The sequence below is a fragment of the Aquamicrobium sp. LC103 genome (assembly GCF_001014615.2).
In the GTDB taxonomy this organism is placed as follows: Bacteria; Pseudomonadota; Alphaproteobacteria; order Rhizobiales; family Rhizobiaceae; genus LBCQ02.
This window is the reverse complement of sequence record NZ_LBCQ02000001.1, coordinates 391,492-407,725: the sequence shown is the minus strand read 5'-3', so window position 1 is coordinate 407,725 and position 16,234 is coordinate 391,492. Positions and strand designations below refer to the sequence as shown.

Below are 16,234 nucleotides of genomic sequence, written 5' to 3'. Positions count from 1 at the left end.
GCCATGATGCGTAATTCTTCCGACGGCTACGGCCTCGTCGCGATCGTTCTGCATTGGACGATCGCGCTCCTCTTCCTTGCCCAGATCGCGCTCGGGCTCGCCATGGTGCGGATTGGCGACCAGCGTCTCGCCTTCGAGCTGATCCAGTGGCACAAATCCTTCGGCTTCCTGATATTGGGGTTGGTGCTCGTGCGCACGGGTTGGCGTCTCGCGGAGGCGGTGCCGCGCCCGCTGCCGGGGCCCGCGTGGGAGCAGGGCGCGGCGATCCTGGTCCACCTGCTTCTCTACGCCCTGATGATCGTCCTGCCGCTCACCGGTTGGGCGCTGGTCTCCGTTTCGGTGCTCGAGATACCGACCTTCGCCTTCTATCTCGTCCTCGTCCCGCATCTGCCGCTCGGCGTGTCCGAGCAGGCGGAGGAGTTCTGGACCGCCGCCCATGTCTATGCCGGCTATCTCGTCATGGTGCTGATCGCCGTCCATGTGGCCGCCGCGCTGCGCCATCATTTCATCCTGCGCGACCATGCCCTGCGGCGGATGGTCCGGCCGGCCGATCACGGCACGATCAAAGCCGAGTGAAGCCTCGCCCGGGTGCTGGCGCGCCGCCATGCGCGGGTTTATCCTGCGCCGTCAGGCAGAGGGTGTTTGCGCGAAGGATGATCGCAATGCGCGCCGTGCCGGCCTTCCCCGTTCTCGCCGTCCTGGCAATGGGCATCTCCGCCGTGGCCGCCCATGCCCAACAGGGATTCCCCGGCGGCGCCGGCAGCTACGCGATCAGTTCCAGAGGCTCGCAAATCGCCTTCGCCGTTCCGCAGGTGGGCGGCGGCGGCATTGCCGGGCGCTTCTCGAGCTTCGAGGGGGAGATGACGATCGATCCGTCGAATGTCGCGAGCTCCCGCGTCACCATCTCGATCTTTCCCGCAAGCGTCACCACCGGCAAGACGCGGGTGGACAATTTCCTGCGCTCCAACGCCGTGTTCGACACCGCGCACGAGCGCGAGATACGCTTCGTGTCGACGCGTGTCCTGCGCACCGGGGAACGGACCGCGCTGATCGAGGGAAATCTGACGGCGCGCGGCCGGACCGTGCCGGAAAGCTTTACCGCCGAATTGATGAATTCGAGCGGTCGCGCAATCAGCTTCCATGTCGTCGGCGACGTCTATCGATCGCCTTTCGGCATGGATGTCGGCAGGCCGATCTATTCCAACAAGGTCAATTTCGACATGACGCTCAGCGGCGTGCGCCGCTGACCAGCCGGAACCTTCCTCGTTTCCCGCCACGCAATTCAATGCTAAGCCGGAAGGGGTGAAAACGGAGGAGGTTCGACGATGTTTCGATGGGGTGTGCTATCGACCGCGAAGATTGCGCGGGAGCAGCTTCTGCCGGCGATCACCGATTCCGACAACGGCATGATCGCGGCGATCGCCAGCCGTGACCTGGCGAGGGCGCGTACCCTCGCCGACAGGTTCGGCGCGCGCCACGCCTTCGGCTCCTACGAGGAGCTTCTGTCCTCCGACGCGGTCGACGGCGTCTACATTCCCCTCCCCACCGCCCAGCATGTCGAATGGGCGGTGAAGGCGGCGGACGCCGGCAAGCACGTGCTGGTGGAAAAACCGCTGGCGCTCGGCGCCGACCAGATCGCCGAGGTGATCGCGGCGCGCGACCGCAACAAGGTGCTGATCTCCGAGGCCTTCATGGTGACCTATCACCCGCAATGGCTGAAGGTCCGCGAGCTTCTGAACGGCGGCGCCGTCGGCCGGCTGCGCCATGTGCAGGGCGTGTTCTCCTACTACAATGTCGATCCGGCGAACATGCGCAACCGGCCGGAGCTGGGCGGCGGTGCGCTTCCCGACATCGGTGTCTACCCGACGGTGACCACCCGCTTCGCCACCGGCGCCGAGCCGTCGCGCGTGCAGGCGACGATCGAGCGCGACCGCACCTTCGGCACCGACATCTATGCGAGCGTCAAGGCCGATTTCGGCCGGTTCGATCTTTCGTTCTACGTCTCGACGCAGATGGCCGCGCGCCAGTCGATGGTCTTCCACGGCGAGCTCGGCTACATCGAGGTGATCGCCCCGTTCAACGCCGGAAATTACGATCACCACCGCATCGAGCTCCACGACCGCAGTCATTCGGAGACGACCGTGTTCCGCTTCCCGGGCGTCCAGCAATACCGGCTCCAGGTGGAGGCGTTCGCCCGTGCCGCGCGCGGAGACGGCGTGCCGATCTTTGCGCTCGAGGATTCGGTCAGGAACCAGAAGGTCATCGACGCGGTCTACCGCGCGGCGGGCCATTCCGGCTGGGAAGAGGTCTGAGCGGCAGCGGTCGACCGGGAAGAAGGCACAAATGAAAAAGGCGCCCCGCTGGGGGCGCCTTTCGCGATTTCACGGGTGATGCTCGATCAGCCGAGCTTCGGATCGAGGCTGCCGTCCCTGTAGCGCTTGGCCATGTCGGCGAGCGGGATGACCCTGATCTTCTCGGCATTGCCGGCCGTCCCGAACTCCTCGAAGCGCTGCTTGCACAGCTTGGTCATCGCATCCATCGCCGGCTTCAGATATTTGCGCGGATCGAATTCCGACGGAGCCTCCGAAAGCACCTTGCGGATCGCGCCGGTCATCGCCATGCGGTTGTCGGTGTCGATGTTGATCTTGCGCACGCCGTGCTTGATGCCGCGCTGAATCTCCTCGACCGGCACGCCCCATGTCGGCTTCATCTGGCCGCCATGCTTGTTGATGATCTCCTGCAGCTCCTCCGGCACGGAGGACGAGCCGTGCATGACCAGATGGGTGTCGGGCAGCAGGCGGTGGATCTCCTCGATGACGTTCATGGCGAGAACCTCGCCGTCCGGCTTGCGGCTGAACTTGTAGGCGCCGTGGCTGGTGCCCATGGCCACCGCAAGCGCGTCGACCTTGGTGTCGCGGACGAACTGCAGCGCCTGCTGCGGGTCGGTCAGAAGCTGGTCGTGGCTGAGCTGGCCTTCGGCGCCGTGGCCGTCCTCCTGCTCGCCCTCGCCGGATTCCAGCGAGCCGAGCACGCCGATCTCGCCTTCGACCGAAACGCCGCCCCAATGCGCGATGTCGACCACCCGCCGGGTGATGCCGGCATTGTAGTCGTAGTCCGCCGGGGTCTTGCCGTCCTCCTTGAGCGAGCCGTCCATCATCACCGAGGTGAAGCCGTGCTGGATCGCGGTCATGCAGGTGGCTTCGTTGTTGCCGTGGTCGAGATGCATGCAGACGGGGATCGATGGATGGATCTCGACGAGGGCATCGATCAGCTTTGCGAGCACCACGTCGTTGGCGTAGGCGCGCGCGCCGCGGCTGGCCTGGATGATGACGGGCGACTTGGTCGCGTCCGCCGCTGCCATGATCGCCAGGCCCTGTTCCATGTTGTTGATGTTGAAGGCAGGCACGCCATAGCCATGTTCGGCGGCGTGATCGAGCAATTGCCTAAGGGTGATGCGGGCCACGTTCAGTCCTCCTGGAAGCAATAGAACTGCTACCGGGTATGAAGGAGGCCGATTGCGGAATCAACATGGCTGGAGACGGCGGCGGTCCGAAAACCCGATTTCAATCGAATCAATAGATTGCCAGGGGCAGGGCCATTTCGTCGCACTCCCCCGCAACCGCCTTGCTCGGGCCCGGGAAGCCTGCTGTCACACAAGGTAACAGGATTTGAGTGGGCACGGAGGAACCCCCTCGCTAGGAGGCGACTTTATCCGAACCATGACCATTCAGCCTCACCCCACCCGCGACACTCGCATCGACGTTTTCCGCGCGCTGGCCTTGTTGACGATCTACGTCAACCACGTGCCGGGAAACCCGTTCGAGTTCCTGACGCACAAGAATTTCGGCTTCTCCGATTCGGCGGAGGCCTTCGTCCTCATTTCGGGCATCGCCGTCGGCCTCGCCTACGGGCTGAAGTTCCAGCCCGGCAACCGGCTCCTGAGCACCCTGAAGGCATGGCGGCGCGCCGGCGTGCTCTATGCGGCGCAGCTTTTCACGACGATGGCGACGCTCGGCATCTTCGCGCTGGTCTCGATCCGCTACTCCTCGCCGGAGGTAATGGAGAAGATCAATATCGGGCCGGTGATGAACGACACGGCGGCCGCCCTTGTCGGGCTCGTCACGCTCGGCCACCAGCTCGGCTACAACAACATCCTGTCCATGTACGCCGTTGTGCTGCTCCTGCTGCCGGCCTTCCTCTATCTCGGCTCGGTGAGCCTGCGGCTGATGCTCACCTTCTCGGCGGCGGTGTGGCTGCTGGCCGGCCTCTACAATGTCGCGCCGCCCAACTATCCCAGTGGCGGCTACTGGTTCCTGAACCCGCTTTCCTGGCAGTTCCTGTTCGTGATCGGCATAGCCGGCATGCTGCATGTCCGGCGCGGCGGGCGCATCGAGGCCAATCCGCTGCTTTTGGCCGCCGCCTTCGGCTATATCCTGCTGTCGCTGTTGTGGGTGCGCATCCCGCTCTGGGGCATCGACACCTCGCTCGGCCTGCCGGGCGTGCTGACCGGCTTCAACAAGACCTTCCTGTCGTTGCCGCGCCTCCTGCACGTGCTGGCGCTCGCCTATGTGATCGTCTCGATCCCGGCGATCTCCAACCTGGCGCGCACGCGCCTCGACAATCCCCTCGCCGTGCTCGGCAGGCATTCGCTGCCGGTCTTCGTCGTCGGCACGATCCTCTCGATGGCGGCGCAGGCCTATATGCAGGTGGCGCCGGCGAGCATGCTGCTCGACACCGCGCTGGTGGTCGGCGGCATCGCGCTGCAATTCGCGCTCGCCTACTATCTCGACTGGTATCAGCGCGCCGTGCGCGCCGCCAAGGTGCGGCCGATCATCGAGCCCGCCCTGCAGCCGCCGGTGCGCGTCGCGCCGCAGCCCGTCCACGCAAAGCCGGTTTCCGTCTGAGGGTTCATCCCTCAGACGTGCTGGCCGCCATTGATGTGGATTTCCGCGCCGGTGACGTAGGACGCCTGCCCCGAGCACAAAAAGAAGATGATGTCCGAGACCTCGCCGGTCGAGCCCAGCCGGCGCAGCGGAATGGTCTCGACGATCTTCTCGGTGCCCGGCGACAGGATCGCCGTATCGATCTCTCCGGGCGCGATCGCGTTGACGCGTATGCCGTGCGGCCCGAAATCGGCGGCCATCTCGCGCGTCAGCGAGGAAAGCGCTGCCTTCGACGTCGCATAGGCGGTGCCCGCAAACGGATGGACCCGGCTGCCGACGATCGAGGTGACGTTGACGATCGCGCCCTGCGCGGCCGACAATTCCTTGAAGAGGCCCCGCGCCAGCATGATCGGCGCGAAGAAATTCACCTGAAAGACGTCGCGCCAGACATGCATCGGCGTCTCGATGGAATTCATCCGCGCGCCGTCCTTGAGCTTGGGCGAAATCGCGGCGTTGTTGACGAGCGCGTGCAGCCGCCCGCCATTGGCCTCCAGCCGGTGGCGGATCTCGGAAACGGCGATGCCGACGTCCTCGGGATCGGAAAGATCGACCTTGATGTGGTCTTCCGGCCCCGCCGGCCAGGGGCAATCCTCGGCGAAAGCCTGCCGGGAACAGGTGATGACGCGCCAGCCCTCGCGTGAGAAGCGCTTCACGGTGGCGTGCCCTATCCCGCGGCTCGCCCCGGTGAGCACGAGTGTCTTGCGGTCGTCGACTGCTGCGGCCATGTCTTTGATCTCCCGGCTGCTATGTAGTCGAAGCGGGCGCGGATTGCGAGCAAATGCTTTGTCGCACCGGTGGGAGCGGTGCGACGGTTGCGGGGCCTAGTTGCCGAGAATGATGTCCAGGATCGTGCCCTGGCGCCGCTGCGGCTTGCCGCCGACGTCGCCGGGCGGCACCGGACGGCCGTCTATGGATCCGGTATGGCCCGGCTGCGACGATGCCGGCACCGCCCGCGGCGTGACGTCGCCTTCCTGCGAGCGCAGGAGGTCCTCGACCCGCGACAGGGTGCTCCCGTTCCAGCCGCCGGGAAGGTTCGCCACCGGCACGCCCTCATGCGCGGCCGTCATGAACTCGTTCCAGGCCATCGCCGGCAGCGAGCCGCCGGTGATGTTCTTCGTCGGCTTGCCGTCGTCATTGCCGAACCAGACGCCGGTGGTGAGGTTCGCGGTATAGCCGACGAACCAGGCGTCGCGCGAATTCTGGCTGGTGCCGGTCTTGCCGGCCGCCGGCCAGCCGAAGGCAGCCCTGCGCGCCGTGCCGCCGGTCACCGTCTCGCTCATCATCGCGTTCATCATGCCGATGATCTCCGGCCTTGCGACGCGCGGCCCCTGCGACGGGCTGTCCTGATAGAGCACCTCGCCCTTCACCGTCGTTATCCTGCTGATGAAGTGCACTTCCGGCCGGAAGCCGCCATTGGCGAAGGGCACGTAGGCGGCCGTCAGCTCGAGCGGCGTCACTTCCGACGTTCCGAGCGAGATCGAAAGGTTCGGCTGCAGGTTGGATTCGATGCCCATGCGCCAGGCGGTCTCGACGACCGCCGCCGGGCCGACCTCGTTGGTGAGCTGGGCCGCGACCGAGTTCAGCGATTTCGCCAGCGCTTCCTTCAGCGTGACGTGGCCGTAGAACTTGTCGCCATAGTTGCGCGGCGACCATTTGCCGAACCGGATCGGTGCGTCGTTGCGCACGGTGTCCGGGAACATGCCGTTCTCGAGCGCCGCCATGAAGACGAAGGGCTTGAACGCTGAGCCCGGCTGGCGGCGCGCCTCGGAAGCGCGGTCGAACTGGCTGGTGGCGTAGTCGTAGCCGCCGACCATGGCGCGCACCGCGCCCGACGCGTCGATCGAGACGAGCGCGCCCTGGCTGACACTGTATTTGTCGCCCTGTTCGTCGATCAGCCGGCGGATCGAGGCCTCGGCGAAGGTCTGCAACACCAGGTCGACGGTGGATTCCACCACCACGTCCTCGCGTACCTCGCCGATGAGCTGCGGCAGTTCCTCCATGATGCGGTCGGCGACATAGTGCTCCGACCCGGTCCAATAGGCGGTGGCGCGCGTGGCGGGCGCGCTCATCGCCGAGGCGAGCTCGCTGTCGCCGATCATGCCTTCCTGGCGCATGGCGGACAGAACGAGCTGGGCGCGGCTCTCCGCCGCCTTCGGGTCACGCGCGGGCGAAAGCCGCGACGGGGCCTTGAGCAGGCCGGCCAGAAGCGCGGCCTCCGAAAGCGATACGTCGCGCGACGATTTGCCGAAATAGCGCCGCGAAGCGGCCTCGACGCCATAGGAGCCGGAGCCGAAATAGACCCGGTTCAGATACATCTCCAGGATCTGGTCCTTGGTGTATGTGTGCTCCAGCCAGAATGCCATCAGCACTTCCTGCACCTTGCGCTCGATCGTGCGGTCCGGCTTCAGGAACAGATTCTTGGCGAGCTGCTGGGTGAGCGTCGATCCGCCTTGCGAGAAGCGTCGGTCGACGATGTTGCCGATCACCGCGCGGCCGAGGCCGAAGGGATCGACGCCGAAATGCGAGTAGAAGCGGCGGTCCTCGATCGCCATCACCGCCTGCGGGATGTAGGGCGACATCTCGTGCAGCCCGACGGATTCGCCGCCGGTCATGCCGCGATTGGCGAGGAGCTGCCCGTTGACCGAGACGATCTTGACGTTGGGCGGCCGGTCGGGGATCGACCAGGTCGTGGCGCTCGGCATCTGCGCCGCGTAGAAGGCGACGAGGCCGGCGCCGGCGATGCCCGCCCAAAGGCCGAGCACCATGGTCCAGTAGACCATGCCGCGCATCAGGCCGAGCAGGCCGCGGCGCTTGCCGCGCGAGCGGCGCCCGGCCGGCTTTCGCGACGATTTGCCCCGCGAGGATGCGGAAGACCTGCGCTGGGTCGAGGTGGATTTGCGCTTCTTGGCGGCCGGCACGACGCGGTCCTCCTCACTTACGAAAAAGCCCGAAGGCTGCTCATCGTCCGCCGGACCGTCGAAGGTCGGCTCGATGCGTGCGTTGTGGTCCCGTCTGCCCATCCCCGTGCCTGATTTCTCTCTTTTCAGGATATCGGCCCGCGATGGACACTAAATGCGGCGATTTAAGGGGGTGTTAAGAGGGTTTTATCGAACCGGTTCATGCCGCGCTAACCACTCGCCCTAACCTTTCCCTCGCTCTTTTGCCCTATCGTTGCGTCCGGTTGTCTTAGGGTGAGGCGTGGGCGATGGAAAAAATGAGGCTTTCGGGCGAAAACGCGCGGGTCGACTGGGTGGATGCCGCCAAGGGCATCTGCATCATCTTCGTGGTCATGATGCATTCGACGCTCGGCGTCGGCCTGGCGATGGGCGCGGAAGGCTGGATGCACGATGTCGTCGCTTTCGCGCGGCCTTTCCGCATGCCCGATTTCTTCCTGATTTCGGGCCTGTTCCTCGGTCTCGTCATCGACCGGCCCTGGCTGCGCTATATCGACCGCAAGGTCGTGCACTTCGTCTACTTCTACGTGCTCTGGCTCACCATCCAGTTCGCGTTCAAGGCGCCGGGAATGTATCTGGAGGACGGACCGCTCGCCCCGCTCGAGCAATATCTGCTGGCCTTCGTCCAACCTTTCGGAACCTTGTGGTTCATCTACATCCTGCCGATCTTCTTCGTCTTCACGCGGCTGGTGAAGGGCCTGCCGGTCTGGCTGGTCTTCGCGTGGGCGGCGGTGCTGGAGATGCTGCCGATCCACACCGGCTGGCTGCTGTTCGACGAATTCTGTGCCCGCTACGTCTATTTCTTCGCCGGCTACGCCTTTGCCGCGCGCATCTTCGGCATCGCCGAATGGATGCGCGCGCATCGCGCAGGCGCGCTCGCCTTCCTGGCTGGATGGGCGCTCGTCAACGGCGTGCTGGTCTTCTCGCCGGTGCCGGAGGCAATGGCGGGCTTCGCGCAGGTCGAGGGCGGAGCGCATGCCGAGGCGAGCCTGGCGGCGCTGCCGATCCTCTCCCTTCTGCTCGGCGTCGCCGGCGCGATGGCGATCGTGGCCGTGTCCGCGCTGGTATCGGAAATGCGGGCCGCCTGGTGGCTCACATGGCTCGGCGCGCATTCGATCGTCGTCTACCTCGCCTTCTTCCTGCCGATGGCGACGGCGCGTTCGCTGCTCATCAAGACCGGCATCATCACCGATGTCGGCACGATCTCGCTGCTGGTCACGATCTCCGGCGTGGTCGGCCCGGCCATCCTCTACGGCCTGGTGCGGTGGTCGGGCCGCGGCCGCTTCCTGTTCGAGCGGCCGCGCTGGGCCCATGTCGACCGCAAGCCGGCGAAGCAGGATCCGGCGGGCGTGCCCGCCGAATAGCTGCGGGGAAATCAACTATGGGCGAAGATGTCCTGTTCGTCCCAGCCCATCAGGTCGAGCTTGGCGCGGGTCGGTAGGAAGCGGAAGCAGGCTTCCGCTTCGCGCAGCCGCCCGTCGCGCACCAATCGTGCGACCAGCTTGTCGCGAAGCTGGTGCAGGTAGAGCACGTCGGAGGCCGCGTATTCGAGCTGTTCCGGCGAGAGGGTTTCGGCCGCCCAGTCCGAGGATTGCTGGACCTTCGACAGGCTGACGCCCAGCAATTCCGAGCATATCTCCTTGAGGCCGTGCCGGTCGGTATAGGTGCGCGTCAGTCGCGAGGCGATCTTGGTGCAGAACACCGGCTCCGGCATCACGCCGAACGTGTGGTAGAGCACGGCGAGGTCGAAGCGCCCGAAATGGAAGAGCTTGGTGATGCGGCGGTTGCGCAGCAGGCTCACCAGGTTGGGCGCGCGTTTCTGCCCGCGGTCGATCTGGATCACGTCGGCGGTCCCGTCGCCCGGCGATATCTGCACGACGCAGAGCCGGTCGCGATGCGGGTTCAGGCCCAGCGTCTCGGTGTCGATCGCGACCGCGTCGACATCGTAGTTGGCAAGGTCGGGCAGGTCGTTCTTGTGGAAGCGGATGGTCATCGTCGCCTTTCGTGGTCAGGCCGTGAGGGCGGCGAGGATGCGCGCCCAGCTTCTCTGGCCCCTGTGGAATGAGGAGAGGTCGTATTTCTCGTTGGGCGAATGGATGCGGTCGTCCGAAAGGCCGAAGCCGACGAGCAGCGATTCCATGCCGAGCATGTTCTGGAAATCGCCGACGATCGGGATCGACCCGCCCATGGCGATCATCGCCGCGGGCTTGTTCCACTCGTCGGTCAGCGCCTGCTTCGCCTTGGTCAGGAAGGGCGAATCGTAGGAAAGCTGGATCGCGGGCGAGCCGCCGTGCCTGTGGAACACCACCGAGCAGTCGGCCGGGATGCGCGCCTCGACGAAGGCGCGGAAGGCGGCGCGGATCTTCACTGGATCCTGTTTGTGCACGAGGCGGAAGGAGACCTTGGCCGAAGCTTCCGAGGCGATCACCGTCTTGAAGCCCTTGCCGGTATAGCCGCCGGAAATGCCGTTGAATTCGGCGGTCGGGCGCGCCCAGACCAGTTCCAGGATCGACCGGCCCTTCTCGCCGGACGGGATCGAAAGCCCGACCTCGCCGAGGAAGCTTTCGGCGGTCTCCCCGAGCCCTTCCCAGGATTTCAGGATCTGCGACGGCGTTTCCTCGACGCCGTCGTAGAAGCCCGGGATCGTCACGCGGCCGTTCTCGTCATGCACGTCGGCGAGGATCCTCGCCAGGATGCGGATCGGATTGGCGGCCGCGCCTCCGAACTCGCCGGAATGCAGGTCGCGGTCGGCGGCGTGCACGGTCACCTCCTCGCCGACGAGGCCGCGCAGCGCCACTGAGATCGCCGGCGTCTCGCGGTCCCACATGCCGGTGTCGCAGACCATGGCGAAATCCGCCTTCAGCTCCTCCGCATTGGCCTCGAGGAACGGCTTCAGCGAGGGCGAGCCGGATTCCTCCTCGCCCTCGAACAGGAGGGTGATCCTGCATGGCAGGGAGCCGTGCACGGATTTCCATGCCCGACAGGCTTCAACGAAGAGCATGAGCTGGCCCTTGTCGTCGGACGCGCCGCGCCCGGTAATGACCTTGCGGCCCTCGCCCAGATCCTTGATCGCGGGGGCAAACGGGTCGGTATCCCAGAGATCGAGCGGGTCGACCGGCTGCACGTCGTAGTGACCGTAGAACAAGAGGTGCGGCGATCCCGCCGGCCCCTCGTGATGGGCGACGACCATCGGGTGTCCCGGCGTGTCGCGCACGCTGGCGTCGAAGCCGATGCCCTTCAGGTCTTCCACCAGCCATTCGGCCGCGCGCCGGCAGTCGGCGGCATAGGCGGGGTCGGTGGAGATCGAGGGTATGCGAACCAGCGAGAACAGCCGTTCGATGCTGTTTTCGAGATCGGCGTCGATCCTGTCGAGAACGGGAGAGATTGCGGACATGGCGGGAAACCTTTCGATTCTTCGGCACGACCCTATAGCCACACCGCACGCTCGAAAAGTCCGGGATTTGAGCGCGGAGGCGGTTGCGATGCCATCCGCACAAAAAAGTGCCGCCGTGGTGGAGGGGGAACCACGGCGGCCTTACTCTAAACGAAGCGGCAGCCCGGAGAGGGGGATGAGGCTGCCGCTCTTGTCCGGTCAGGCGGGGGACGGGCCTACTTCCGGACTTCGGCGATAATTGCCGATGCGATGTATTTGGGTCGTTGATAATGGCGATTCAAGGGCACGAACATTAAAGATCTGTAACATAGGCGTGATGAGTTTCTGGGCCCTTTTTCCGTGGCAGTAGGCTCGGATTCTGCACCTGGACACCAGAAGCGCTCCGCGCTACCCGTTTGCGCATGAAAAAAGGCGATCATCTCTTTCTTGTCGACGGCTCCGGCTACATCTTCCGTGCCTATCACGCCCTGCCTCCGCTGACGCGCAAGTCGGACGGGCTGCCGGTGGGCGCGGTGTCGGGTTTCTGCAACATGCTCTGGAAGCTGATGCAGGACGCGCGCAACACCGATGTGGGCGTGACGCCGACGCATTTCGCGGTCATCTTCGATTATTCGTCGAAGACTTTCCGCAACGAGCTCTATCCCGAATACAAGGCCAACCGCTCCGCCCCGCCCGAGGATCTGATCCCGCAATTCGGGCTGATCCGTCACGCCACCAAGGCGTTCGACCTGCCTTGCATCGAGATGGAGGGGTTCGAGGCGGACGATCTCATCGCCACCTATGCGCGGCTTGCCTGCGAGGCGGGCGGCGACACCACGATCATCTCTTCCGACAAGGATCTGATGCAGCTCGTCGGCCCGACGGTCTCCATGTACGACCCGATGAAGGATCGCGAGATCAGGGTGCCGGAGGTCGTCGAGAAATGGGGCGTGCCGCCCGAAAAGATGATCGACCTGCAGGCGCTGATGGGCGATTCGATCGACAACATTCCCGGCGTGCCTGGCATCGGCCAGAAGACCGCCGCTCAGCTCATCGAGGAGTTCGGCGATCTCGATACGCTTCTGGCGCGCGTTTCCGAGATCAAGCAGAACAAACGCCGCGAATCTCTGATCGAACACACGGAGAAGGCGCTTCTGTCGCGCGAGCTGGTGCGCCTCAAGAACGACGTGCCGGTGGTCGAGACGCTCGACGAGCTCGTGCTGCAGCCGCCGAACGGGCCGAAGCTCGTCGCCTTCCTGAAGACGATGGAATTCACCACGCTCACCCGCCGCGTCGCCGAGGCCTCGGGCACGGAAGCGGCGGAGATCGAGCCGCTGCATGTCGACGTGCAATGGGGGGCGGATGCGCACGGGCCGGATCTCGTCGCGTCGTCGCCGGAGCAGCCCGAGGCCTTGTCGAGCGGCGACGTGGCGCCGACCGAGGCTTCGCGCGGCGATGCTCCGACGCCGTCCGACCTTGCCGCTGGCCGCGCCGCCGAGGCGATCGCCGGCAGGATCGACGTCAATGCCTATGCCTGCATCCGCGACCTGGTGACGCTCAAGGCCTGGATGAAGGAGGCGCGCGAGGAAGGCGTCGTTGCCTTCGACACCGAGACCACCTCGCTCGATCCCATGCAGGCCGAGCTCTGCGGCTTCTCGATCGCGATCCGGCCCGGCCATGCCGCCTATGTGCCGATCGCTCACAAGTCCGGCGTCGGTGACCTGCTCGGCGGCGGACTTGTCGAGAACCAGATACCGGTGCGCGAGGCGCTCGACGAGCTGAAGACGCTGCTCGAGGACCGCTCCGTCCTGAAGATCGGGCAGAACCTGAAATACGACCTCGTCGTCATGCACCGGCACGGCATCGAGGTGGCGCCCTATGACGACACGATGCTGCTCTCCTACGTGCTCGACGCCGGTGTCGGCGGGCAGGGCATGGACGACCTCTCCGAGCGCTGGCTGGGTCACAAGCCGATCGCCTTCAAGGACGTGTGCGGTTCGGGCAAGAACCTCGTCACCTTCGATTTCGTCGATCTCGAAAAGGCGACCTGCTACGCCGCCGAGGATGCCGACATCACGCTGCGGCTTTGGCGCGTGCTGAGGCCGAGGCTCGTCGAGAAAGGCCTGGTCTCGGTCTATGAGCGGCTGGAGCGACCGCTGGTGCCGGTGCTCGCGCGCATGGAGGAGCGCGGCATTTCGGTCGACCGCCAGATCCTGTCGCGGCTTTCGGGCGAGCTGGCGCAGGGCGCGGCGGCGCTCGAGGACGAGATCTATCGGCTTGCCGGCGACCGCTTCACCATCGGCTCGCCGAAGCAGCTCGGCGACATATTGTTCGGCAAGATGGGGCTGCCGGGCGGCTCCAAGACCAAGACGGGGCAATGGTCTACCTCCGCGCAGGTGCTCGAGGATCTGGCCGCGGCCGGCCACGAGCTGCCGCGCAAGATCGTCGACTGGCGCCAGCTCACCAAGCTGAAATCGACCTATACCGACGCGCTGCCGGGCTACATCCATCCCGAGACGAAGCGGGTCCACACCTCCTACGCGCTCGCCGCCACCACGACCGGCCGCCTGTCGTCTTCGGAGCCGAACCTGCAGAACATCCCGATCCGGACCGCCGAAGGGCGCAAGATCAGGACGGCCTTCATCGCCGATCCGGGCAACAAGCTGGTCTCCGCCGACTACAGCCAGATCGAGCTGCGCGTGCTGGCGCATGTGGCCGACATTCCGCAGCTCCGCCAGGCCTTCGCCGACGGCATCGACATCCACGCGATGACCGCCTCGGAAATGTTCGGCGTGCCGGTCGACGGCATGCCGTCGGAGGTTCGCCGCCGCGCCAAGGCGATCAATTTCGGCATCATCTACGGCATTTCCGCCTTCGGCCTCGCCAACCAGCTCTCGATCGGGCGCGAGGAAGCCGGCAGCTACATCAAGAAGTATTTCGAGCGCTTTCCCGGCATCAAGGACTACATGGATTCGACCAAGGCCTTCGCGCGCGACAAGGGCTATGTCGAGACGATCTTCGGCCGCCGCGCGCACTACCCGGAAATCCGTTCGCCCAACCCGTCCGTCCGTGCCTTCAACGAGCGTGCCGCCATCAACGCGCCGATCCAGGGATCGGCGGCCGACATCATCCGCCGCGCCATGGTGCGCATGGAAGGCGCGTTGCATGCCGCCGGGCTGGAGCGGACCCTGATGCTGCTCCAGGTCCATGACGAACTCATCTTCGAGGCGCCCGACAACGAGGTGGCGAGCGCCATTCCCGTCATACGCGAGGTGATGGAGAACGCCGCCATGCCGGCCTTGTCGATGAAGGTGCCGCTGCATGTCGACGCCCGCGCGGCCGACAATTGGGACGAGGCGCATTAGCGCCCGGCTCTGGCTCGACCTGGGCGCGAGCCGATGCTCCGGATCAGGTGCATTCGGATGGGTCGGAGCGTGCCGCAGCCGAACTATCCAAGCGCATCCGCAAGCATGTCGTTCAAGCGGGTGAAGGCGGCGGACTCGTCCGGCGCATGGTCCGGATTTACCTCCGTGATGGTCAAGGCGCGCCATTGCGGCAGGGCGGTCAGACGGTTTAGCACGAAAGCGGCCTGCTCCAGTTTGAGACCGTCGCAACGACGCACGTTCTCGGCGATCGGAAAATCGATGAAGGACAGAACGTCGGCATCGAAGTGAATGAGTACACAGTCGAATTGCGCCGCCCATTTGACCGTCCGCGCCGCCGCCACTCCGATATCGTTCAAAGCCTCCTCGCGCGATATGACCTTGATCGCATGATCCCTGATTGCAGCGGCTTCGGGCGGAGTGATGTTTTCGACGCCGAAATAGAGGAGTTGCCGAGGCGCGAGCATCGGACGGATGGGGCCTAGTCCGGCGAGCGAAGGCTCGCATCCGGGAATGTCGAGTAGATGAGCGACGCCCATCCAGTCCAAGGCACCGTCGCTCGTCTCGGGTATGTTGAGGTCGGCATCGAAGTCGATATAGACGAGTCCGGTTCGTGCGCCGGCCATATTCGCCCCAGCGACCGTTCCCAGCTCCACGGTACAATCACCGCCCAGGACAAGCGTGTCCTCCTGCTCGGCGATCGCCGCAGCCACCTTGCTTGCTACGAGGGTGCAGGCGTGGCGCACGGCCTCAAGATTCATGGCCTGCGGCCGCGAGGAATCCGGGCGCCATCGGAACGACGCAACGTCGCCATGATCCCTGACTTCCCTCTTCCGACCCGCGAGTGCCTTTGCAAGGCCGTGCCGGCGAAAGGTTGCGGGAGCTTGTTCCTGCCCTGGCGCATAGGCGCCGGCGCTTGTAGCGGCGCCGACAATGTTCAGCAAACGCGCCGCCAATTCAAACCTCCATCTAGCGCGATTCCGTTGCAAACGTATCGAGTGAGGAGAAGTTCCTCCGCGACCGCGGATGTTCGCTAGACGCCGGCGTGCACAACGGCATCGGGACTGGTACAGTCGTGACCAATGCGACGGCAGCCAACGGGAGGAGACGAGAATGAAGAAAAGCGGCGCGACGCAAGCAGGAGAGGGAACCTCTCCCTCGGAACTCATCGATGCGAGAATCGAGGATCTGGGCGACTGGCGCGGCGCGACGCTCGCCCGGGTCAGGGCCCTCGTCAAGCAGGCCGATCCCGAGATCGTCGAGGAGTGGAAGTGGAGAGGGGTTCCGGTGTGGTCGCACGCCGGCATCGTCTGCACCGGCGAGACCTACAGACAAGTCGTGAAGATGACCTTCGCCAAGGGCGCCTCGCTGGACGATCCTTCCGGCCTCTTCAATTCCAGTCTCGAGGGAAACACCAGGCGCGCCATCGATTTCCATGAGGGCGACGAGATCGATGAAGAGGCGCTGAAGGCGCTCGTTCGCGCCGCCGTTGCGCTGAACACGTCGCGCCCGGCGCGCGCCCGGAAATCACCGGGCGCATGAGGGGCCAGCCGGGGCCGGTTCCTCGCGGCCGTCGCCTTC

Annotated in this window: 13 protein-coding genes; 7 read left to right on the top strand and 6 right to left on the bottom strand. The window is 65.3% G+C overall.

Going from position 1 to position 16,234, the window contains the following annotated elements; genetic code table 11:
• The first annotated feature begins 3 nt into the window (after nt 1-3).
• From XW59_RS01955 to XW59_RS01945, 3 genes are all read left to right on the top strand, one after another.
• Nucleotides 4-576: a cytochrome b gene (locus XW59_RS01955; protein WP_047145422.1), complete on the top strand. Its 573-nt coding sequence runs from the start codon at nt 4-6 to the stop codon at nt 574-576.
• A gap of 86 nt (nt 577-662) precedes the next feature.
• On the top strand, nt 663-1,247 hold the full coding sequence (locus tag XW59_RS01950) for a YceI family protein (RefSeq protein ID WP_052958144.1): 585 nt from the start codon (nt 663-665) through the stop codon (nt 1,245-1,247).
• Nucleotides 1,248-1,325: 78 nt separating this feature from the next.
• The gene (locus XW59_RS01945; protein ID WP_047145421.1) at nt 1,326-2,312 is read left to right on the top strand and encodes a Gfo/Idh/MocA family oxidoreductase; all 987 of its coding nucleotides are present in this window, start codon (nt 1,326-1,328) and stop codon (nt 2,310-2,312) included.
• A gap of 86 nt (nt 2,313-2,398) precedes the next feature.
• Here XW59_RS01945 and fba read toward each other — a convergent pair whose 3' ends face one another.
• Nucleotides 2,399-3,463 (bottom strand): class II fructose-bisphosphate aldolase, encoded by a 1,065-nt coding sequence (gene fba, locus XW59_RS01940; RefSeq protein WP_047145660.1) that lies wholly within the window; start codon nt 3,461-3,463, stop codon nt 2,399-2,401.
• A 256-nt stretch (nt 3,464-3,719) separates the two neighbouring features.
• On the opposite strand from fba, the gene opgC reads away from it, so the two are divergent.
• The gene (gene opgC, locus XW59_RS01935) at nt 3,720-4,904 is read left to right on the top strand and encodes an OpgC domain-containing protein (protein WP_047145420.1); all 1,185 of its coding nucleotides are present in this window, start codon (nt 3,720-3,722) and stop codon (nt 4,902-4,904) included.
• Nucleotides 4,905-4,915: 11 nt separating this feature from the next.
• Here the strand turns inward: opgC and XW59_RS01930 are convergent, their stop codons facing one another.
• Entirely contained in the window at nt 4,916-5,668 is a 753-nt protein-coding gene (locus tag XW59_RS01930; RefSeq protein WP_047145419.1) for an SDR family oxidoreductase, read from the bottom strand.
• A 96-nt stretch (nt 5,669-5,764) separates the two neighbouring features.
• Entirely contained in the window at nt 5,765-7,963 is a 2,199-nt protein-coding gene (locus XW59_RS01925) for a transglycosylase domain-containing protein (RefSeq protein WP_047145418.1), read from the bottom strand.
• A 185-nt stretch (nt 7,964-8,148) separates the two neighbouring features.
• Here XW59_RS01925 and XW59_RS01920 point away from each other — a divergent pair, with 185 nt between their 5' ends.
• A complete protein-coding gene (locus XW59_RS01920) occupies nt 8,149-9,261 on the top strand; it encodes an acyltransferase family protein (RefSeq protein WP_047145417.1) in 1,113 nt (370 codons plus the stop codon).
• An 11-nt stretch (nt 9,262-9,272) separates the two neighbouring features.
• On the opposite strand, the gene XW59_RS01915 is transcribed toward XW59_RS01920, so the two are convergent.
• Complete coding sequence (locus XW59_RS01915; protein WP_047145416.1) at nt 9,273-9,890, bottom strand: ribonuclease D; 618 nt, start codon at nt 9,888-9,890, stop codon at nt 9,273-9,275.
• A gap of 15 nt (nt 9,891-9,905) precedes the next feature.
• Nucleotides 9,906-11,291 (bottom strand): M20/M25/M40 family metallo-hydrolase, encoded by a 1,386-nt coding sequence (locus tag XW59_RS01910; RefSeq protein ID WP_047145415.1) that lies wholly within the window; start codon nt 11,289-11,291, stop codon nt 9,906-9,908.
• A 401-nt stretch (nt 11,292-11,692) separates the two neighbouring features.
• Here XW59_RS01910 and polA point away from each other — a divergent pair, with 401 nt between their 5' ends.
• Entirely contained in the window at nt 11,693-14,635 is a 2,943-nt protein-coding gene (gene polA, locus XW59_RS01905) for a DNA polymerase I (RefSeq protein WP_047145414.1), read from the top strand.
• An 83-nt stretch (nt 14,636-14,718) separates the two neighbouring features.
• Here polA and XW59_RS01900 read toward each other — a convergent pair whose 3' ends face one another.
• Nucleotides 14,719-15,822 carry an arginase family protein gene (locus XW59_RS01900; RefSeq protein ID WP_082137564.1) on the bottom strand — a complete coding sequence of 368 codons (1,104 nt, stop codon included), beginning with the start codon at nt 15,820-15,822 and terminating at the stop codon, nt 14,719-14,721.
• On the opposite strand from XW59_RS01900, the gene XW59_RS01895 reads away from it, so the two are divergent.
• Entirely contained in the window at nt 15,767-16,195 is a 429-nt protein-coding gene (locus tag XW59_RS01895; protein ID WP_047145412.1) for a DUF1801 domain-containing protein, read from the top strand. The genes XW59_RS01900 and XW59_RS01895 overlap by 56 nt on opposite strands.
• Nucleotides 16,196-16,234: the final 39 nt, after the last annotated feature.

What these genes read in the sequence shown, in the direction of transcription:
- XW59_RS01900 (WP_082137564.1), bottom strand. Translation starts at nt 15,822, where the DNA reads ATGAGTTCCGAGGGAGAGGTTCCCTCTCCTGCTTGCGTCGCGCCGCTT.
- XW59_RS01930 (WP_047145419.1), bottom strand. Translation starts at nt 5,668, where the DNA reads ATGGCCGCAGCAGTCGACGACCGCAAGACACTCGTGCTCACCGGGGCG.
- XW59_RS01950 (WP_052958144.1), top strand. Translation starts at nt 663, where the DNA reads ATGCGCGCCGTGCCGGCCTTCCCCGTTCTCGCCGTCCTGGCAATGGGC.
- XW59_RS01920 (WP_047145417.1), top strand. Translation starts at nt 8,149, where the DNA reads ATGGAAAAAATGAGGCTTTCGGGCGAAAACGCGCGGGTCGACTGGGTG.
- polA (WP_047145414.1), top strand. Translation starts at nt 11,693, where the DNA reads ATGAAAAAAGGCGATCATCTCTTTCTTGTCGACGGCTCCGGCTACATC.
- XW59_RS01945 (WP_047145421.1), top strand. Translation starts at nt 1,326, where the DNA reads ATGTTTCGATGGGGTGTGCTATCGACCGCGAAGATTGCGCGGGAGCAG.
- XW59_RS01910 (WP_047145415.1), bottom strand. Translation starts at nt 11,291, where the DNA reads ATGTCCGCAATCTCTCCCGTTCTCGACAGGATCGACGCCGATCTCGAA.
- XW59_RS01895 (WP_047145412.1), top strand. Translation starts at nt 15,767, where the DNA reads ATGAAGAAAAGCGGCGCGACGCAAGCAGGAGAGGGAACCTCTCCCTCG.
- XW59_RS01955 (WP_047145422.1), top strand. Translation starts at nt 4, where the DNA reads ATGATGCGTAATTCTTCCGACGGCTACGGCCTCGTCGCGATCGTTCTG.
- XW59_RS01915 (WP_047145416.1), bottom strand. Translation starts at nt 9,890, where the DNA reads ATGACCATCCGCTTCCACAAGAACGACCTGCCCGACCTTGCCAACTAC.
- XW59_RS01925 (WP_047145418.1), bottom strand. Translation starts at nt 7,963, where the DNA reads ATGGGCAGACGGGACCACAACGCACGCATCGAGCCGACCTTCGACGGT.
- opgC (WP_047145420.1), top strand. Translation starts at nt 3,720, where the DNA reads ATGACCATTCAGCCTCACCCCACCCGCGACACTCGCATCGACGTTTTC.